Here is a 17,419-nt window from a genome sequence, read left to right as displayed (position 1 = left end):
CGGGCCGGGTCCGAAGCGAAAACGGCCGCAGCAGACGCGTTCCGGTCGATTCACAGTTACTTCAAAGCGGACGCACGGCGGGAACGAAGTCTTGGCCCCCAGGGTTGGAGGTGTTGGAAGAGTTGTCCCGGAAGGAAAGCACATGCACCAGAAGGCCGTCCGCTACGTCACGCGCTCCACTGCCGCTGCGGCCACCTCCCTCGCCGCTGCGGCCACCTCCGTGGCAGCCGCGGCGGTGGCTGCCTCGATCATCCTTAGCCCCGTGGCCGAGGCTTCCTCCCGCCTGGACGGTGTGCACTCGGATCTAATGCGGGCGGTGCAGTTGAACCAGATCACCGAGGAGCAGGCAGCGAAGTTCGAAGCGAAACTGGCCGGACGCATTCTTGGCGAAGCCTGATTTTTGGCGGATTTCCGGGGTATTCGGAGGCCTTGGCGGCTCGATTCGATTCTTCGGCAGAAGTTCTGTAAAGTTGTCTTGCCCGCGGTTGCTGGAAGCGGAACGGACTGGAAACAGTAGTTCTGACCAAGGAAACCGCGAGTGATCTTCTTTTGAAGTTCGGCAGATTACCCGAGCGGCCAAAGGGGGCTGACTGTAAATCAGCTGGCAACGCCTACGGGGGTTCGAATCCCTCATCTGCCACCCAAAGGAAAAGTCTCCGGAACCATCAGGTTCCGGAGACTTTTTCGTTGTCCGGGACATTCGCCGCCTTTCGCCTGGGCCTTGTGTGCCGTCCCTGGCCTTGCAGGTTCGGCACCTCGGACAAGCTCGGAACGTCAGTTGAGGCCAATCACCAGCATCTGGTTGGTCCCCGGGATGCAGGTCTGCAGGATGACCCGCGGGAAGCCGCCGAAGATCGCGGAGACATTATTGGTGGTGCCGGGGTTTGGCACCTGCCCCCGTCCGACCACCGTGTAGGTCCCGTAGCCGGGAATGCTGACGGTCTCGCCGACGCCGATCCCCGAGAACCGGGCCCATCCTCCGCAGAAGTCATGCTCCGTGATGAAGAGGGCATAGGCATCGGTCGGTGTGAAGTGGATGGGGCCGATGCAGGCGTCCACCATCGACTGTCCGCCGGCACCCGCTACATAGATTGTGCGGACCGCCGGAGCGGGCGCCGGGGCGGGCGCCGGGGCGGGAGCCGCAGCAGGCACCGGTGCCGGGTCGGGTGCCGGAGCGGCGGGTGCCGGGGCGGCGACGGCCGGTCCCGTCAGTTTCAGGACCTGCCCCGGTACGATCGGCGAGTACAGGCCCAGGCCGTTCGCGGCCAGCATGGCGTTCATGTCCACCCCGAAGCGAGCAGCTATTGCCCCCACAGTGTCCCCGGCGACCACCGTGTACAGGTTGGACGCCTCAGGTGCCGGGGCAGGTGCCGGGGCAGGGGCCGGCGCAGGAGCGGGTTCTGCGGCCGGCGCAGGGGCCGGTGCGGCCGGCTCGGGGATGGCGGCTACGGCCGCCTCCGGCGTGCCGGCCCCGGCCGTTGCAGAAGCGGGAGTGTCTGCGGACTTGTCGGCCTCAGGCGCCGGTGCCGGTACCGCCTGCGTGTCGGTGATGCTGGGCGTCTGCGCGGAGGCGGAGTAGCCCACCGCGGCCACGGCGACTGCCGTAACCACAGCTCCCGCGGCCAGGATGGTCCTTAGCCTGGTTCTTCCATTGCGGACCGTTGCAGGTGCCGGGACAGGTGTTCTGTCTTCAAGGTCAAGCTCTTTTTGATCCATCGGTTCCCCCCGAGAGTCAATGCCTTGGGGTCGACAGGACAGCAGGCCCCAGGGCGGCGGTGCGCCGGCATCGGGCGGCCTTGAGGAGCAGCCCGTGGCACGGAGACGCATGAAGTGAACTGCCGAAATGATGAGTAATTTCGGTAGCCCGAATGATTAGACCCGTGCCCATTTAGTGGCCACGGATAATTCCGGAATGCTGCTTGCCCTAGGAATATCGAGTCTATGAATCGGGAGGTAATCACCGCACGAGTAGGAATTACCCGAATATTCGTACATGGCACCCGCGCCTCCGCAGGGTGTACGCAACAGCTTCTTTCCGGGACCGCGGGGACACTCGAAAAAGTGCGGTGGCCTACTCGGCTGGAAGCAGGTAAGAGCCCCAATTTTCGGGTTGGACCGGGCCGGCAGGAGCGCCGCATACGTGGAGATTGGGGACGGTAGTTAATTACGTCATTTCGGAGAAATCCGGGATATTGAGCAAATCTTGATGCTTTTTATAATTCACTCATGTGGATTAATTCCACAAAAAAGGCAGCCATCCGGAAGTAACGACCGGATGGCTGCCTTTTCGAAAATTCTCTTGGGGCTCTGGGGAAGTTTATGGCTCACGTTGGCGGCGCAGCGCCGCCAACTCCTGCCGCAGGGCGGCCACCTCTGCCAGCAGTTCCCGGATGTCCGCGCGAACCGGGACTTCAGCCGACTCGACAGCCGCTTCCGTGTTCTCTTCGACCCTTTGCACCAGCCAGGATGCGATGGACGCCGTGACGACACCCAGGACTGCGATGCCGCTCATCATCAGGGCGGCGGCAACCATCCGGCCAATGGGCGTGACAGGAAAGAGATCCCCATAGCCCACGGTGGTGATGGTGGTGATGGCCCACCACGCGGCGTCGCCGAAGGTGATGATCTTGGCGTCGGGCGCATTTTGTTCGACGTCCAGGACGGCCAGGGCGCCCACAAACACCAGCAGGACGGCCGAGCCGGCCACATAGGTGACCACGCGGCCGCGGAGTGTCTCGCCCACGGTCCGGTGCAGCACGGACAGCAGGGTGACCAGCCGGAGCAGCCTCAGCGGCCGGAAAAACGGCAGGGCAACAATCAGCAGCTCGTGCAGGTTGCGAATGAACCAGCGCTTCCTGTTGTCCGCGAGCCACAGGTTCGCCGCGTAGTCGGCAACGAAGACAGCCCAGGTGATCCACATGACGCTTTCGAGGAATTCGGCCTGCCGTCCTTCGATGTGGCCAATCACCTGCCATGCGTAAGCTGCCAGGAAAATCAGCGCTGTTCCCATCAGAGGCCATTCGGCGATGTCCCTGTAGCGTTGCTGTGTCATGGGGAAATCCTAAAGGGGGCGACCCTTGGCGCTGATGTTACTCGCGGGTAACATGATGGCATGCACCTGCTTTTGCGAACGCTCCTGCTCCTGTTCACGTCCTCGCGCCGGCCACCCCTGAGTATCTGGGACACGTCCTCCCTGCCGCTCCGCGTACTGCCGACCGACATCGACATCGCCATGCATGTCAACAACGGGATGTACTTCTCGCTGATGGACCTGGGCCGGTTTGATCTCATGGCACGGAGCGGGACCTGGAAGAAGATGCGCCGGCAGGGGTGGTCGCCGGTGGCCGCAGGGGAGACCATCGCCTTCCGGAAGTCCCTTCAGCTGTGGCAGCGATACACCATCGAATCCCGGATCATCGGGCTCGACACCAAGGCCATCTATTTCGAGCAGCGCATGGTGGTGGACGGTGAAATCTATGCCCGCGCCCACATCGCAACGCGGCTGGTCAGCAAGGGCAGGCCGGTGAGCCAGGAGGAGATTTTCCGGGAGTTCGGCGAGCCGCCGGCCGGGCTCGAACTGCCGGACTGGATCCATGAGTGGCGCGAGACCAATGCGCTGCCGGGGGCCCGCCGGCCGGCGCCGCACCTCTGGCATTAAGCCGCGGATGCCGGACGGCAAAAGGTGTGCCAAGAGCGAAACGCGCGGGACATCACCGGGCGGCTCGCGTACCGTTGACCCATGGCTACCGTAGACATTACAGGTGAACAGTTCGCATCAACCGTCGAGAACAACGACATCGTCCTCGTTGATTTCTGGGCCGAATGGTGTGGTCCCTGCAAGCAGTTTGGACCCACGTATTCCGCAGTTTCAGAGAAGCACCCGGACGTCGTGTTCTCCAAGGTGGACACCGAGGCCGAGCAGCAGCTGGCCGCCGAAGCAGGCATCACCTCCATCCCCACGCTAATGGCGTTCCGCGAGAAGGTGCTGGTGTTCTCGCAGCCCGGCGCGCTCAATGCCCAGCAACTGGAGCAGGTGGTTGACGCCGTCAAGGCACTGGACATGGAAGAAGTCCATGCGCATGTGGCCAGGTCCCAGGCCGAGGCAGCCGCGGCGCCAGGCGCGCAGGACGGCACGCAGATCCCGGAGGCCTAAGGGTCCGCCAGGCGCCCGTCGCATTAAACACCAACGCGGGGCCACTTCCGCCGACGAACCCAGGTTCGTTCGGGCGGAAGTGGCCCCGCGTCGTTGGTCGGAAAGGGGCTACAGGCGTTCGAGCTGGACGGGTTCGGCCAGCAGGGCGCTCAGCGACTCGTTGAGGTCCTGCACGGCGGTGCCCTTGGAATGCTTGTCCAGGTCCTCTTCGGAAGCCCACTGTTCCGTCAGCACCAGTTTTTCCTCGGTGGCCTCCGTCAGTTCGTACCGGATGCAGCCTGGTTCGTTGACCACCTCGTCGATCGCGATTTCGAGGGCGAGCTTCACGCGGAAGAATTCGCCGTCGTTGGGGATGAACGTTGCCTTCAGGTCAATGGGTGCAGTCATGCGTTTTACAATACCGGCCCGGCCGCCTGCCTCCCCGAATATTTTGTAGGACTTCCTAGTTTTAGGCTTCTATTGCCGGGGCTCTGTTGGTAGCGTGCCAGCATGCGCGCTTATACAGCCGGGGACACTGACGTCCCGCTGCTTGACGAGACAATCGGCCAGAATTTCGAGCGGATGGTGGCCAGGTTCCCGTTCCATGACGCCCTGATCGAGGCGGCTTTGGTACCCGGAGCGGACGCCCGCCGCTGGAGCTACACCAAGCTGAACGACGACGTCGACAGGCTGGCCCGGGCGCTGATCGCCCGCGGCGTCGCCACCGGGGATCGGATCGGCATCTGGAGTCCCAACTGTGCGGAGTGGACCATCCTGCAGTACGCCACGGCCAAGATCGGAGCGATCCTGGTCAACGTGAACCCGTCCTACCGGAGCCACGAACTGGAGTTCGTGGTCAAGCAGAACGGCATGAGGATGCTGGTGGCGGCGCCGTCGGACCGGAGCAGCGACTACACGGCGATGGCCAGGCAGGCCCTCGCCGCATGCCCGGAGTTAAAGGAGCTGGTCTTCCTGCCCGATGGCGGCCAGCCGCAGCTGCAGGCGGGTGATCCTGAAACTGCTGCGGAAATGACGTACGCCGAGCTTCTCAAGCGGGCGGACGACGTCGGGCATTCCGTCCTGAAGGCCCGCCTGGCGGGGCTGGACCCGCAGGACCCCATCAACCTGCAGTACACGTCGGGCACCACAGGGTTCCCCAAAGGTGCCACCCTGACCCACCGCAACATCCTGAACAACGGCTATTCCATCGGCGAGCTGCTGGGCTACACGGAGCATGACCGCGTGGTGATTCCGGTGCCGTTCTACCATTGCTTCGGGATGGTGATCGGGAACCTGAATGCCCTCAGCCACGGCGCCGCGACCATCATTCCGGGACGCACCTTCACTCCGGCGGCAGCGCTCGAAGCGGTCCAGGACTTTGGCGGTACATCGCTGTACGGCGTGCCCACGATGTTCATTGCCGAGCTCGCGCTGCCGGACTTCGCATCCTATGACTTGTCCACGCTGCGCACCGGTGTGATGGCCGGATCCCTGTGCCCTATCGAGGTGATGAACCGGGTCATCTCCGACATGAACATGAAGGATGTGGCCATCTGCTACGGCATGACGGAAACATCCCCGGTATCCACCATGACCCGCGCCGACGACACCCTGCAGCAGCGCACTGAAACCGTGGGACGTACCATGCCGCAGCTGGAGAGCCAGGTGGTGGACCCGGCGACAGGCGAGGTGCTGGAGCGCGGGGAAATCGGCGAGCTGTGCACCCGCGGGTATGCCGTGATGAAGGGATATTGGAACCAGCCGGACAAGACCGCCGAGGCGATCGACCCGGACGGCTGGATGCACACCGGGGATCTTGCCCGGATGGACGCGGACGGCTACGTGGTGATCGAAGGCCGCATCAAGGACATGGTGATCCGCGGCGGCGAGAACATCTACCCGCGGGAGATCGAGGAGTTCCTGTACACCCACCCGTCCATCCAGGACGTGCAAGTGATCGGGGTGCCGGACGCCAAGTACGGCGAGGAGCTTATGGCCTGCATCATCGTCAAACCCGGCGCGGATCCGCTGGACGCGGCCGACGTCGCCGAGTTCTGCCGCGGCAAGCTGGCGCATTACAAGATCCCGCGCTACGTGGAGGTCCGGGACAGCTTCCCGATGACGGTGTCAGGGAAGATCCGGAAAGTGGAGATGCGGCAGGAGGCCGTGGCCCGGCTGGGACTGTAGCCTTCGGGCGTGCCGTGGCCGCACGGGCTTCGCGTTCCCCGGGTGTCCGTTCGCGCTTCCCGCCTAGTGCCGGCGGTGGTCCTGGATGGTCATGCGGGGGCCGAACGTGGGTTTCCGGAAACCGCTGAGGCCGATCATCCGCACCACCCGCTGCCGGTGACCCTGCCACGGCGCGAGCAGCCGCAGCATCCCGGCGTCGTCAGTCCTCCGGCCGGTCAGCGCGGCCCCGACGTAGGCCGCGAGGTGGTAGTCGCCCACCGCGATGGAGTCCGGGCAGCCGTGCGTCCTCTGCACCACCTCCGCCGTGGTCCAGACGCCGATGCCCGGAATGGTCTGCATCCCCGCGGCGGCCTCCGCCGCCGGCGCCGCAGCCAGGCGTTCAAGGGCGACGGCGGAACGCAGCGCACGCATGACCGTGGCGGAACGCTGGGGGCCCACGCCGGCCTTGTGCCACTCCCATGACGGGATGCGCAGCCACTGCTCCGGTGTGGGCTGCAGCCGCAGTCCGGCCGGAGCGGCCGAACCGGCAGCCGGAGCCGGCGCGCCGAAGCGGTACATCAGGTAGCGGTAGCCACGCCGGGCTTCGATGACGGTGACCTTCTGCTCAAGAATGGTGGGCACCAGGGAGTCCACCATCCGGCCGGTGGCGGGGAGCCGCAGCGCCAGGTTCCGACGTCGGGCTTCCACCACCATCCGGGGGAGCGTGGAGTGGAACTCGGGGTGGTCGAACGCGGACCAGTCGTCCCCGCTGCCCAGCAGCCGCGGCGCGCCGGCCACGGCCTCCTCCGACCCCGGTCCCCAGGCCTGAATGTCCACCGCTGGTTCGCCGGGATCCCCGGCGACGGTGAGGCGAAGGGTGGCAGGCCCGCACGGTGTGGTGAAGGCCATCCAGAGCCCGTCCGGTGCGGCGGCGAACGCCGGATCGCCATTGCCGCGCATGAGTGTGGCGAGCGTCTGCAGGAGGTTGAACGGGCCGCCGGGATGCCACCGCAGGGAGGCATCCGCCGCGGCGGCGAGGCCGGCGGGGACGTCTGTGATGGTCATGCCACCATCGTCCCACGCGGGGCTGACAGGTCCGGAAACCGGCAAGGCCGAACGGCCCTGCCGGTCACGGACACCCCGGCCTAGACTCCAGGTGTGGCGTGGACCGCCCGCGCCGGGCCGATTGCGGCCAGAGTGTGGAATGCCAGGTGAAGACAATGGCCGGAGGAGTAGTCCACTTCGAGATCCCTGCCGACGACGAAAACCGCGCGCGGGATTTTTACAGTTCGGCGTTTGGCTGGGAGATGAATCCGCTGCCGGAGATGAGCTACACGCTGATCATGACGACGCCGGTCGATGAAACCGGCATGCCGTCCGCGGCCGGTTCCATCAACGGAGGCATGTTCCGCCGGGAGGGGGAGATGGCGGCACCGGTGGTCACTGTTGACGTGGAGGACATTGACGCCGCCTTGGAGAAGATTGCCGCCGTGGGAGGTTCAGTCTTCCGGGGCAAAATGGAGGTTCCGGGCATGGGGTGGAACGCCTATTTCAAGGACAGCGAAGGGAACATCGTGGGCTTGTGGCAGAACGCCGAACCAGGCCCCGTCGTCAGCCCGGACGCGGCCGAGAACGACATCGGCGCGTAACGACTCAATGCATGCCTGAAGCCACCCACAACGCCACGACGGCCAGGGGAACCGTCAGCGCTGCAGCCACCAGCCCCGCCAGGGCGAATCCGCCCCACCGGATCCGGACGTTCAGCGCCCGCAGCCGCTCGTGCCAAAGCAAGGTCGCCAAGGACGCCCACGGACTCACCAGCGGGCCAAGGTTCACGCCGATAAGTAGGGCGGCCAGCCGGGCCGGCGAGCCCGCCACAGGTTCCAAGGCCAGGTAGGCGGGGAGGTTGTTGGCAGCGTTTGCGGCCCCTGCCCCTAGCCCCGCCAACTGCAGGAGGGCGGGCAGGCTGTCGCCTGATCCGGCCACGCCGGCCAGGAGCAAGGTCAGGCCGTTGGCGTGCAGGGCCTCCACGATCATGAACAGGCCCACCGTCAGCATTAACGGACGCCACGGAACCATGGACCACCGCAGCGCGGCTGGGCGGCGCCGCAGGAAGACCGCCAGCAGGAACGCGGCGGCTGCCATCGCGGGATATTGCACCGGCACTCCGGACACCAAAGCAGGCAGCAGCACCAGCAGCGTGCCGGCTGCGATTATCAGCAGGCCGCGGTCCCGCACGCGGTGGACGGGCTGCGGCCCGTAGGTCCCGCGCAGCTCCCGCCTGAATGCCAGCCACAACAGGGCCAGCGGGACCGCCAATCCCACCAGGGCGGGTGCCCAGACCAAAGCTGCAAAGCCGAGCGGGCTGAGCCCGAGCCTGTCCTGAGCCAAAAGGTTCGTCAGGTTGGACACCGGAAGCAGCAGGGAGGCCGTGTTGGCGAGCCAGATGCTGGTCAGGGCGAACGGCAGGGGCGGAATCCGGGCATGGACGGCCAGGAGCACCACCACGGGAGTCACCAGCACTGCCGTTGTGTCCAGGGACAGGAACACGGTTGAGACGGTGGCCACCGCGATGACCAGGAGCCACAAGGAGAAGACCCGGCCCCGGCCCAGGGCAGCCAGGCGGTCGGTCACCACGCGGAACAGCCCCGCCTCGTCCAGGAGCTCAGTGACCAGTGACATGGCCAGCACGAAGGACAGGATCGGAATGGTGCGGGCCGCCAGATCCCCGAAAGCGGGCCCCGGGAGCGCACCAACCGCCAGTGCGGCCACGCCTGCGGCAAGCATGGCCCCCGGCAGGAGGTAACTCCGTATCTTCATCAGCCACGCGAACCGCTCCACTGCCCAATCGTCCCATCCGCCGCCGTGTGAGTGCGCAAGCGACGCTCGGGTACCTGCACGCAAGGTCTTCCGCCGAGGCAAGGGGAACACGCCGGAGACGGTAACTTTGTACCTATGAAGTACGCCCAGTCCGTCCTGGACCTCATCGGCAACACGCCGCTCGTCAAGCTCAACCACGTCACCGATGGCATCAAAGCCACCGTCCTGGCGAAGGTGGAATACCTGAACCCCGGCGGGTCCATCAAGGACCGGATCGCGGCGAAGATGATCGAGGAGGCCGAGCGGGACGGCAAACTGCTCCCCGGCGGAACCATCGTTGAACCCACCTCGGGGAACACCGGCGTTGGCCTGGCCTTGGTGGCCCAGCAGAAGGGCTACCGCTGCGTTTTCGTGGTGCCGGACAAGGTGGGCGAGGACAAGCGCGCCGTCCTGCAGGCATACGGCGCCGAAGTGGTGGTGACGCCTACCGCCGTCGCACCTGACAGCCCGCAGAGCTACTACAGCGTCTCGGACCGCCTCGTCACCGAGATCCCCGGCGCCTACAAGCCGGACCAGTTCTCCAACCCTGCCGCCCCCGGCAGCCACTACGAAACCACCGGACCCGAAATCTGGCGCGACACCGACGGCCGGATCACGCACTGCGTCATCGGGGCCGGCACCGGCGGCACGATCACCGGAACCGGCCGCTACCTCAAGGAAGTTTCCGCCAACCGCCCCGAAGCCGACGGCGGACGCGTCCGGATCATCGGCGCCGACCCCGAGGGCTCCGTGTACTCCGGCGGAACCGGACGGCCGTATTTCGTCGAGGGCGTCGGCGAGGACATGTGGCCGGCCAACTACGACAAAGCCGTCCCGGACGACGTGATTGCCGTCAGCGACGCCGAGTCCTTCGAGATGACCCGCAGGCTGGCCCGCGAGGAGGGCCTGCTGGTGGGCGGATCCTCCGGCATGGCCGTGGTGGCCGCCCTGAAAGTCGCCAAGGACCTGCCCGAGGGCGCCGTGGTGGTGGTGATCCTGCCCGATTCCGGCCGCGGCTACCTGGCGAAGATCTTCAACGACCAGTGGATGCGGTCCTACGGCTTCCTGTCCGGCGGCGAAGAGTCCTCCGTCGGCGAGGTGCTCAAGTCGAAGACCGGTGAGCTCCCCGAACTGGTGCACATCCACCCGAACGAAACCGTCCGCGACGTCATCAACATCATGAACGAGTTCGGCGTCTCCCACATCCCGGTCCTGTCCCAGGAGCCGCCGGTGGTCATGGGCGAGGTGCTGGGCGCCGTGGACGAGCGAAGCCTTACCTCCAAGCTGTTCCGCGGCGAGGCGAAGCTGACGGACAAGATCTCCGAACACATGGGGGAGCGCCTGCCCGTGATCGGATCGCTGGAAACCATCTCCGCCGCCCGCGAGCTGCTCTCCGACGTCGACACCGTAATGGTCACGTTCGTCGGCGCCCCCGTGGGCATCCTGACCCGCCACGACCTGCTCGCCTACCTCAGCAACTGACCCGGTGGTTGAGCCTGGGCCGGACCAGGATCTCGACAGGCTCGATCACCGGACACCAGCCGAAAGGAACGTCATGTCCAGAGAAAACCAAGGCTTCAACACCCGCGCCGTGCACGCCGGCCAGGCCTTTGAGCCGCGCACCGGCGCAGTGGTGCCGCCCGTGCACTTCTCCACCACGTACGCCCAGGAAGCAATCGGGGTGCTCCGTGCCGGCTATGAATACGGCCGCGGCACGAACCCCACCCGGGACTCCCTGCAGGAACAGCTCGCAGCCCTCGAAGGCGGCTCACACGCGTACTCCTTCAGCTCAGGCCTGGCCGCCGAGGACTCCCTCATCCGGGCCCTCACCCGCCCCGGGGACCACATCGTGCTGGGCAACGACGCCTACGGCGGAACCTACCGCCTGATCAGCCGGGTCCTGGGCGAATGGGGGATCGGCAACACCCCAGTGGACATGGCGGACCTCGAGGCCGTCGGCGCCGCGGTGGCAGCCCACAAGACCCGCCTCGTCTGGGTGGAGACCCCGTCCAACCCGATGATGAAGATCACTGACATCGCGGCCCTCGCCAAGGTCGCGCACGACGCCGGCGCCCTCCTGGTGGTGGACAATACCTTCGCGTCGCCTTATTTGCAGACTCCGCTGGCCCTTGGCGCCGACATCGTGGTGCACTCCACCACCAAGTACATCGGCGGCCACTCCGACGTCGTCGGCGGAGCGATCGTGGTCAACGACGCGGACCTCGCCGAGAAGATCGGCTTCGTCCAGTTCGCCGTTGGCGCCGTCTCCGGGCCAATGGACGCCTTCCTTACCACCCGCGGGCTCAAGACCCTCGGCGTCCGGATGGACCGGCACAGCGACAACGCCCAGGCCGTGGCCGAGTGGCTGCTGCAGCGCCCCGAAGTGGAGGCGGTGCTGTACCCGGGCCTGCCGTCGCACCCGGGCCACGAGCTGGCCAAAAAGCAGATGAAGAAGTTCGGCGGCATGATTTCCGTGCAGTTCAGGGGCGGCGAGGCCGCGGCCCGTACCGTTGCGGAGAACACCTCGGTGTTCACCCTGGCCGAGTCCCTCGGCGGCATTGAATCGCTGATGAACTACCCGTCCGAAATGACGCACGCTTCGGTCAAGGGGACGGAACTGGCAGTGCCGGTCAATCTGATCCGGCTCTCCTGCGGCATCGAGGACGTCGAGGACCTGATTGCGGACCTCGAGCACGCTTTCACCTTCATTGGTACGGGCAGCTAGCAGCCGGTGACCATTTCGCTTCGGGCTATTTCGCCCACCACCCGCGGCTGGCTCGCGACGGCGGCCGGTGCAGTAGTCCTGGCCCTGGCAGTGTGGTTCCTGTACACGGACTACAAACCGTTTCTGAACGATTTCGAGGTCTACTACTACGGCGGCGGCCGTGTCCTGGCAACAGGTGAAGGCGGCGCCCACGAGCTCTACGCACCGCGTGACGGCCTTCCGTTCACGTACCCGCCGTTTGCTGCCCTGCTCTTTGCGTTGCTGGCGACGATGGACTTTGAGGCAAGCAGCCTGGTCTTCATCGTTGCTGCCCTGGCCGGTGCAGCGGTGGTGGCTGGCTGGCTGGCCAGGCACTACTTCGGCATGAAGTCGTGGCGCGCAGCCTTCGCGGATTACCGCTTCCGGACCACTGCCTTGGTGGGAACCGGCGCAATCCTGCTCCTGGGGCCGTGGCGGGACACGTTCGTATTCGGCCAGATCAACATCATCCTGATGGGCGTGATCCTCGCGGACTTCGCCCTGTACGGGAAGTCACGTGCGGGCGAAATCCGGTGGCCCGCCGGCCTGCTGATCGGACTGGCCGCCGGAGTGAAGCTCACCCCGCTCGCGTTCGGCCTGTATTTCCTGGTGCGCCGCGACTTCAAGGCGCTTGGCTGGATGGCCGCAGGCTTCTTCGGTTCCATTGCGCTGTCCTGGGCGATCCTGCCGCAGGCGTCATTGGCTTTCTGGACCAAGATCCTGCCGGACACCGGCCGGATCGGCGGACCGGCTTACGTGGACAACCTTTCCCTGAAAGGGCTGCTGCTGCACGTCGGCATGCCGGACTCGTCCGTGACCAACCTGGCGTGGCTGGTCCTGTCGCTGGCGCTGGTAGTACTCGCTGCGCTGGTCATCAAATGGGCGGTGGACGTGGACGAGAACTTCATTGCCGTGTCCGCCACCGCCGTGCTCATGCTGCTGATCAGCCCGGTTTCCTGGTCCCACCACTGGGTCTGGGTGGCTGTTGCGCTGCCCAGCATGGCTTTTGCGATGCACCGCGTGCCGTCACGCAACGGCAGGATGCGGACTGCCGGCTGGGTCATCGTGGCTTTCTCCACCATCGCCTTCTACATGACGCCGAAGAACCTGGCGGTCTGGGCCGGAGCGGCCGAATGGGGCAAGGACCCGCAGACGCAGTGGCAGCTAACGGTGTCCAGCCTGGGCGTGGTGTGTGGCATCGCGATGCTGGCCTACTGGGCCCTCGCGTACCGTCCTTCGAGGGCCTCGCTCCGCGCGGTTCCGGCCAGGCAATCCGGTATCCGGGCCACCTAGCTTTCTTGAAGAAAGTCAGCTACGGTTGCATGCATGGCACTCCGCTCTGACTGGTCCCAACGCACCTGCGCCATGGCGCGCGGCCTGGACATCCTCGGCGATCCCTGGAGCATGCTGGTGCTCCGAGAGGTCTTCTTCGGCAACGGCCGCTTCGATGCCATGAAACAGCGGCTGATGGTGGCAGACTCCGTGCTCACCAAACGCCTGGCCGGCCTCGTGGACGACGGGCTGCTGGAGCGGAAACCGTACGACGACGGCGGCCGCACCCGCCAGGAGTACGTCCTCACCGGGAAAGGCGAAGACGCGCTGCCGGTGCTGAACGCCGTCGTGATCTGGGCTGAAAAGCATCTCCCGGCGCCGTCCGAGAAAGCGCACATGTTCGTCATCCACTCCACCTGCGGCCAGCGGACGTCCTCCGCGGACACCTGCACGGCCTGCGGTGAGCGCCTCACCGCGGACAACACCAGCTGGCACAGCCTCGCCCGCACCCCGGAACCGGTCCCGCTGGCCACGGCAGCCGCACAGAACGGAACCGCGGCATGAGCGCCCCCAAGACCACCCTGCCTTCCGCTCCCGGGAAAGGGACCCGCCGCCGGCTGCATCCCGCGTGGATCGTAGCCGCCGTCGCCTTCCTTGCCCTGGTGGGCGCAGCCGGCTTCCGTGCAGCCCCAGGGGTACTGATGGTTCCGCTTCAGAACGAATTCGGCTGGTCCACCACCGTCCTGTCCGCCGCCGTCAGCATCAACCTGGTGCTCTTTGGCCTCACCGCACCGTTTGCGGCGGCGCTCATGGAACGGTTCGGCATCCGCGCCGTGACCTCGGTGGCGCTGGTCCTGATCGGCGCCGGCAGTGCCCTGACCGTGCTGGTGAACCAGTCCTGGCAGATCCTGCTGACCTGGGGTCTCCTGATCGGACTGGGCACAGGTTCCATGGCACTGGTCTTCGCCGCCACGATCGCCAACACCTGGTTCGCCAAGAGCCGCGGCCTGGTGATTGGCATCCTGACGGCCGGGAGTGCCGCCGGTCAGCTGGTCTTCCTGCCCTTCATCGCCATGCTGGCGCAGGATCCCGGCTGGCGGCAGGCCTCCCTGCTCATCGCCGCCGGAGCGCTGGCCGTGATGCCGCTGGTGCTTAAATTCCTCAAGAACTCACCCGCCGACGCCGGAGTGCTGCCCTATGGCGCCGACGCCGCAGCTCCGGACGGGAACGCAGCGCCTGGTGGGAACGCCGCCGTCCGGGCGCTGCAGGTGCTCAAGCGAGCCAGCAAGGTCCGGACGTTCTGGGCGCTGGTGGCCGGGTTCGCGATCTGCGGGGCCACCACCAACGGGCTCATCGGCACCCACTTCATCCCCTCCGCGCACGACCACGGCATGGCCGAAACCACCGCCGCCGGGCTGCTCGCCGTCGTCGGGATCTTCGACATCGTGGGCACCATCGCGTCCGGCTGGCTGACGGACCGTTTCAACCCGCGGATCCTGCTGGCGGTGTACTACCAGTTCCGCGGCATCGGACTGCTGGTGCTGCCGCTTCTGCTGAGCGCCACGGTCCAGCCCAGCATGATCGTGTTCGTGGTGATCTACGGACTGGACTGGGTGGCCACCGTCCCGCCCACCGCTGCCATCTGCCGCCAGGTGTTCGGCGCCGACGGCAGCGTGGTGTTCGGCTGGGTCTTCGCGGCCCACCAGCTCGGCGCGGCCGCCGCCGCCCTGGCCGCCGGCGCCATCCGTGACGCCACCGGCCAGTACACCTATGCCTGGTTCGGGGCAGCCGCCATGTGCACCATCGCCGCCGTCATCAGCGCCACCATCCGCAAGGACGCCGCGGCGCGGGAGCCCGTCCTCGTGGAGGCCAGGGCCGCCGAAGGCTGAGCGCAGCCGCGTGCGGCGCCGGACGTGTGCAGCCTGGCAGCTGGTTCCGGGCGGGCTTGTGGTGCCACGCCGGGGGCGCGCAGCAGGGGACAAGGCCGCTGTTTCAGTAGGATGTGAGGACGATGCGCCGGATCCGGCGCGAGTCAGCCGGCACAACTTCGCGATACGCGCGCACCGCGCCTTCAGTGGCGCCGCTCTGCAGGAACAACGTTTGGGGACACGGGATGGCACTGCTCGACGCCGAAAGGGAGCTCGACGCCGGAACGCGCCTACGCGCCGGGACGGAACCACAGCCCGGGGCCGGGACCGCTGGAGCGTGGTACCGCAGCCGGCTGGCGCTAGGCATCTTCGGCGAAATGGTGACGCTGCTGGCCGTCCTCGCCGCAGCCTGGTTCGTCGCCCAACGTCTTGACGCCTGGGCCGGGCACGGCCTCGATTTCAGCGTCTACTGGCACGGCGGCAAGATCCTCAACGACGCCGGCCAGTCGCCGTCGGACCTGTACAGCCTGACCGTGGGCTGGGCCGGAGGACCGGAGTTGCCGTTCACGTACCCTCCGTTCGCCGCGCTGCTGTTCAGCCTGCTGGCCAGGCTGCCGGAGAAATCCGCGTTGATGCTGTTCAACGCCGCCGGGGCGGCCGTTGCCGTGTGGGTCGCCGTGCGCGGCGTGCGCTACTGGAGTGCGAAACAGGACTGGCGCTCCGCCTTCGGGACCTCCGGGTTCCACGCAACACGGAACAAATGGGGCGCCGTGATCCTCCTGCTTGCCGTCCTGAACCTGGGTCCGTGGCGCGAGACCCTGGCGTTTGGCCAGATCAACATCCTGCTGATGGGGATCATGGCGGCCGACCTCCTGGCTCGGAACCAGCGCTGGAACCAGGGTTTTCCGGGCCGGGGCTTCCTGGTGGGGATGGCCGCCGGCATCAAACTGACACCGCTGGTTTTCGGCTTGTACTTCCTGATGCGCAAGGACTGGCGCGGACTGTTCAACATGGCCGGCGGGTTCGCCTTCACTGTGCTGCTGGGCTGGCTGGTCCGCCCGGCGGAATCGTTCCAATTCTGGCTCGAGATCCTCCCGGACACGTCCAGGATCGGCGGCGCAGGCTACGTGGACAACCTCTCACTCAAAGGTGCGCTACTGCATTTCGGTGTTCCCGAAGCCGGCGTCACCGTTCCCTGGCTGCTATTGAGCCTGCTGGTTACAGGCACCGGCGCCATGGTGATCAAGGCCGCCAGCGACCAGGGCGCCCGGGTGGTGGCCATTTCGGCCACAGCCCTCACCATGCTGCTCATCAGCCCCGTTTCGTGGTCCCACCACTGGGTCTGGATGGCGGCAGTCCTCCCCGCCTTCGCCTGGACCCTGCGTGAGACACCGCACCGCCATCGCGCCACCCGCTGGCTGATGGGCGGAGTACTGGGGGCCTCGATCATCGTGTTCTTCTTTTCCCCCAAGAGCATCGGAGAGGCCCTGGGCGCGGAGAACCTGGACTTCCAGACGCCCGAGCCCTGGCTGATGGCCTCCAGCGCCGGAGTGTTCTGCGCGGTGGCCATCCTGGCGTGCTGGCTCGTGGTGCTCCGGCGGGGGTCCCTGGCCGAGGTGCCTGCATGAGCAGGACAGCGCTGGTGACCGGCGTGGGCCGCCTTGCCGGAATCGGTGCCGGCATTGCCCGCCGCCTGGCCGCCGATGGATGGGACCTGGTGCTGACGTACTGGCAGGACTACGACTCCCGGATGCCCTGGGGAATCCAGCCGGAGGACGTTGAACGCCTCACGGCGGAACTTGAAGCAACCGGCGCCCGCGTCTTTGCCGTGCCGGCGGACCTGGAGGATCCGCTGGCCGTGGACCGGCTCATGGCGGAAGTGGCGGAGCAGGCCGGACCGTTGCAGGGGCTGGTGCTCAGCCACGCCGAGTCCGTGGACTCCGGCATCCTGGACACCACCCTGGCCAGCTGGGAACGGCACTTCGCCGTCAACACCCGGGCCAGCTGGCAGCTGATCGCTGCCTTTGCCCGGCAGGCGGCGGACGACGGCGGCGCGATCGTGGCGCTGACCAGTGACCACACGGCGTTCAACCTGCCGTACGGCGCGTCCAAGGGAGCGCTGGACCGGACCGTCATTGCCGCGGCACGGGAGCTGGGGCCGATCGGCATCACCGCGAATGTGCTGAACCCCGGGCCGGTGGACACGGGCTGGATGGACAGGGCCCTGCGGGAGGACCTCACCCGGCAGCAACCCGGCGGAAGGCTCGGCACGCCCGCGGACGTGGCCGGAACCGTGGCGTTCCTGCTCTCACCGGAGGGCCGCTGGGTGTCAGGGCAGCTGATCAAGGCCGACGGCGGCTTCTCGGCCTAGGTTCACCC

At 66.5% G+C, this 17,419-nt stretch carries 17 protein-coding genes and 1 tRNA gene; 13 read left to right on the top strand and 5 right to left on the bottom strand.

The features are described 5' to 3' along the window. Positions 1-142 precede the first annotated feature (142 nt). Both JOE41_RS05415 and JOE41_RS05410 read left to right on the top strand, forming a co-directional pair. Positions 143-397, top strand: a complete 255-nt coding sequence (locus tag JOE41_RS05415) for a hypothetical protein (protein ID WP_011692903.1) — start codon at positions 143-145, stop codon at positions 395-397. Between the two features lie 161 nt (positions 398-558). Next, positions 559-640 (top strand) — tRNA-Tyr (locus JOE41_RS05410). A 134-nt stretch (positions 641-774) separates the two neighbouring features. On the opposite strand, the gene JOE41_RS05405 is transcribed toward JOE41_RS05410, so the two are convergent. Both JOE41_RS05405 and JOE41_RS05400 read right to left on the bottom strand, forming a co-directional pair. Continuing rightward, a complete protein-coding gene (locus tag JOE41_RS05405) occupies positions 775-1,716 on the bottom strand; it encodes a LysM domain-containing protein (RefSeq protein ID WP_209751289.1) in 942 nt (313 codons plus the stop codon). Between the two features lie 601 nt (positions 1,717-2,317). Beyond that, positions 2,318-3,052, bottom strand: a complete 735-nt coding sequence (locus tag JOE41_RS05400) for a potassium channel family protein (protein WP_011692901.1) — start codon at positions 3,050-3,052, stop codon at positions 2,318-2,320. A gap of 60 nt (positions 3,053-3,112) precedes the next feature. On the opposite strand from JOE41_RS05400, the gene JOE41_RS05395 reads away from it, so the two are divergent. Together JOE41_RS05395 and trxA are read left to right on the top strand one after the other, a co-directional pair. Continuing rightward, positions 3,113-3,658 (top strand): thioesterase family protein, encoded by a 546-nt coding sequence (locus JOE41_RS05395; RefSeq protein WP_209751287.1) that lies wholly within the window; start codon positions 3,113-3,115, stop codon positions 3,656-3,658. Positions 3,659-3,739: 81 nt separating this feature from the next. Then, positions 3,740-4,153: a thioredoxin gene (gene trxA / locus JOE41_RS05390; RefSeq protein ID WP_209751285.1), complete on the top strand. Its 414-nt coding sequence runs from the start codon at positions 3,740-3,742 to the stop codon at positions 4,151-4,153. Positions 4,154-4,261: 108 nt separating this feature from the next. Here the strand turns inward: trxA and JOE41_RS05385 are convergent, their stop codons facing one another. Then, positions 4,262-4,540: a putative quinol monooxygenase gene (locus JOE41_RS05385; protein WP_011692898.1), complete on the bottom strand. Its 279-nt coding sequence runs from the start codon at positions 4,538-4,540 to the stop codon at positions 4,262-4,264. Between the two features lie 102 nt (positions 4,541-4,642). Here JOE41_RS05385 and JOE41_RS05380 point away from each other — a divergent pair, with 102 nt between their 5' ends. After that, entirely contained in the window at positions 4,643-6,319 is a 1,677-nt protein-coding gene (locus JOE41_RS05380) for an AMP-binding protein (RefSeq protein WP_209751283.1), read from the top strand. Between the two features lie 63 nt (positions 6,320-6,382). On the opposite strand, the gene JOE41_RS05375 is transcribed toward JOE41_RS05380, so the two are convergent. Further along, on the bottom strand, positions 6,383-7,363 hold the full coding sequence (locus tag JOE41_RS05375) for a DNA-3-methyladenine glycosylase (protein ID WP_209751281.1): 981 nt from the start codon (positions 7,361-7,363) through the stop codon (positions 6,383-6,385). Between the two features lie 155 nt (positions 7,364-7,518). Between JOE41_RS05375 and JOE41_RS05370 the strand changes: the two genes are divergently transcribed. After that, the gene (locus tag JOE41_RS05370) at positions 7,519-7,947 is read left to right on the top strand and encodes a VOC family protein (RefSeq protein ID WP_011692895.1); all 429 of its coding nucleotides are present in this window, start codon (positions 7,519-7,521) and stop codon (positions 7,945-7,947) included. Between the two features lie 4 nt (positions 7,948-7,951). Here the strand turns inward: JOE41_RS05370 and JOE41_RS05365 are convergent, their stop codons facing one another. After that, positions 7,952-9,118, bottom strand: coding sequence for an SLC13 family permease (locus JOE41_RS05365; protein ID WP_209751279.1), 1,167 nt, complete (start codon positions 9,116-9,118; stop codon positions 7,952-7,954). 135 nt (positions 9,119-9,253) lie between these two features. Here JOE41_RS05365 and JOE41_RS05360 point away from each other — a divergent pair, with 135 nt between their 5' ends. From JOE41_RS05360 to JOE41_RS05330, 7 genes are all read left to right on the top strand, one after another. Further along, a complete protein-coding gene (locus JOE41_RS05360; RefSeq protein WP_209751277.1) occupies positions 9,254-10,639 on the top strand; it encodes a cystathionine beta-synthase in 1,386 nt (461 codons plus the stop codon). A 73-nt stretch (positions 10,640-10,712) separates the two neighbouring features. Next, on the top strand, positions 10,713-11,882 hold the full coding sequence (locus tag JOE41_RS05355; protein WP_209751275.1) for a cystathionine gamma-synthase: 1,170 nt from the start codon (positions 10,713-10,715) through the stop codon (positions 11,880-11,882). Positions 11,883-11,888: 6 nt separating this feature from the next. Further along, the gene (locus tag JOE41_RS05350; RefSeq protein ID WP_011692891.1) at positions 11,889-13,193 is read left to right on the top strand and encodes a glycosyltransferase family 87 protein; all 1,305 of its coding nucleotides are present in this window, start codon (positions 11,889-11,891) and stop codon (positions 13,191-13,193) included. A 33-nt stretch (positions 13,194-13,226) separates the two neighbouring features. Beyond that, positions 13,227-13,736 carry a helix-turn-helix domain-containing protein gene (locus JOE41_RS05345; RefSeq protein ID WP_011692890.1) on the top strand — a complete coding sequence of 170 codons (510 nt, stop codon included), beginning with the start codon at positions 13,227-13,229 and terminating at the stop codon, positions 13,734-13,736. After that, complete coding sequence (locus JOE41_RS05340; protein ID WP_209751273.1) at positions 13,733-15,061, top strand: MFS transporter; 1,329 nt, start codon at positions 13,733-13,735, stop codon at positions 15,059-15,061. Before JOE41_RS05345 ends, JOE41_RS05340 begins: the two co-directional genes overlap by 4 nt. A gap of 224 nt (positions 15,062-15,285) precedes the next feature. Next, positions 15,286-16,668 (top strand): glycosyltransferase 87 family protein, encoded by a 1,383-nt coding sequence (locus tag JOE41_RS05335; RefSeq protein WP_245200633.1) that lies wholly within the window; start codon positions 15,286-15,288, stop codon positions 16,666-16,668. Beyond that, positions 16,665-17,411 carry an SDR family oxidoreductase gene (locus tag JOE41_RS05330; protein ID WP_011692887.1) on the top strand — a complete coding sequence of 249 codons (747 nt, stop codon included), beginning with the start codon at positions 16,665-16,667 and terminating at the stop codon, positions 17,409-17,411. Before JOE41_RS05335 ends, JOE41_RS05330 begins: the two co-directional genes overlap by 4 nt. The last annotated feature ends 8 nt before the right edge of the window (positions 17,412-17,419 follow it).

Source organism: Arthrobacter sp. PvP103 (assembly GCF_017833075.1).
Taxonomy (GTDB): domain Bacteria; phylum Actinomycetota; class Actinomycetes; order Actinomycetales; family Micrococcaceae; genus Arthrobacter.
This window is presented reverse-complemented; position numbering and strand designations above follow the sequence as displayed.

Excerpts from the sequence above, each read along its gene's own strand:
- JOE41_RS05415 (WP_011692903.1), top strand. The coding sequence starts at position 143 with ATGCACCAGAAGGCCGTCCGCTACGTCACGCGCTCCACTGCCGCTGCG.
- JOE41_RS05405 (WP_209751289.1), bottom strand. The coding sequence starts at position 1,716 with ATGGATCAAAAAGAGCTTGACCTTGAAGACAGAACACCTGTCCCGGCA.
- JOE41_RS05400 (WP_011692901.1), bottom strand. The coding sequence starts at position 3,052 with ATGACACAGCAACGCTACAGGGACATCGCCGAATGGCCTCTGATGGGA.
- JOE41_RS05395 (WP_209751287.1), top strand. The coding sequence starts at position 3,113 with ATGCACCTGCTTTTGCGAACGCTCCTGCTCCTGTTCACGTCCTCGCGC.
- trxA (WP_209751285.1), top strand. The coding sequence starts at position 3,740 with ATGGCTACCGTAGACATTACAGGTGAACAGTTCGCATCAACCGTCGAG.
- JOE41_RS05385 (WP_011692898.1), bottom strand. The coding sequence starts at position 4,540 with ATGACTGCACCCATTGACCTGAAGGCAACGTTCATCCCCAACGACGGC.
- JOE41_RS05380 (WP_209751283.1), top strand. The coding sequence starts at position 4,643 with ATGCGCGCTTATACAGCCGGGGACACTGACGTCCCGCTGCTTGACGAG.
- JOE41_RS05375 (WP_209751281.1), bottom strand. The coding sequence starts at position 7,363 with ATGACCATCACAGACGTCCCCGCCGGCCTCGCCGCCGCGGCGGATGCC.
- JOE41_RS05370 (WP_011692895.1), top strand. The coding sequence starts at position 7,519 with ATGGCCGGAGGAGTAGTCCACTTCGAGATCCCTGCCGACGACGAAAAC.
- JOE41_RS05365 (WP_209751279.1), bottom strand. The coding sequence starts at position 9,118 with ATGAAGATACGGAGTTACCTCCTGCCGGGGGCCATGCTTGCCGCAGGC.
- JOE41_RS05360 (WP_209751277.1), top strand. The coding sequence starts at position 9,254 with ATGAAGTACGCCCAGTCCGTCCTGGACCTCATCGGCAACACGCCGCTC.
- JOE41_RS05355 (WP_209751275.1), top strand. The coding sequence starts at position 10,713 with ATGTCCAGAGAAAACCAAGGCTTCAACACCCGCGCCGTGCACGCCGGC.
- JOE41_RS05345 (WP_011692890.1), top strand. The coding sequence starts at position 13,227 with ATGGCACTCCGCTCTGACTGGTCCCAACGCACCTGCGCCATGGCGCGC.
- JOE41_RS05340 (WP_209751273.1), top strand. The coding sequence starts at position 13,733 with ATGAGCGCCCCCAAGACCACCCTGCCTTCCGCTCCCGGGAAAGGGACC.
- JOE41_RS05335 (WP_245200633.1), top strand. The coding sequence starts at position 15,286 with ATGGCACTGCTCGACGCCGAAAGGGAGCTCGACGCCGGAACGCGCCTA.
- JOE41_RS05330 (WP_011692887.1), top strand. The coding sequence starts at position 16,665 with ATGAGCAGGACAGCGCTGGTGACCGGCGTGGGCCGCCTTGCCGGAATC.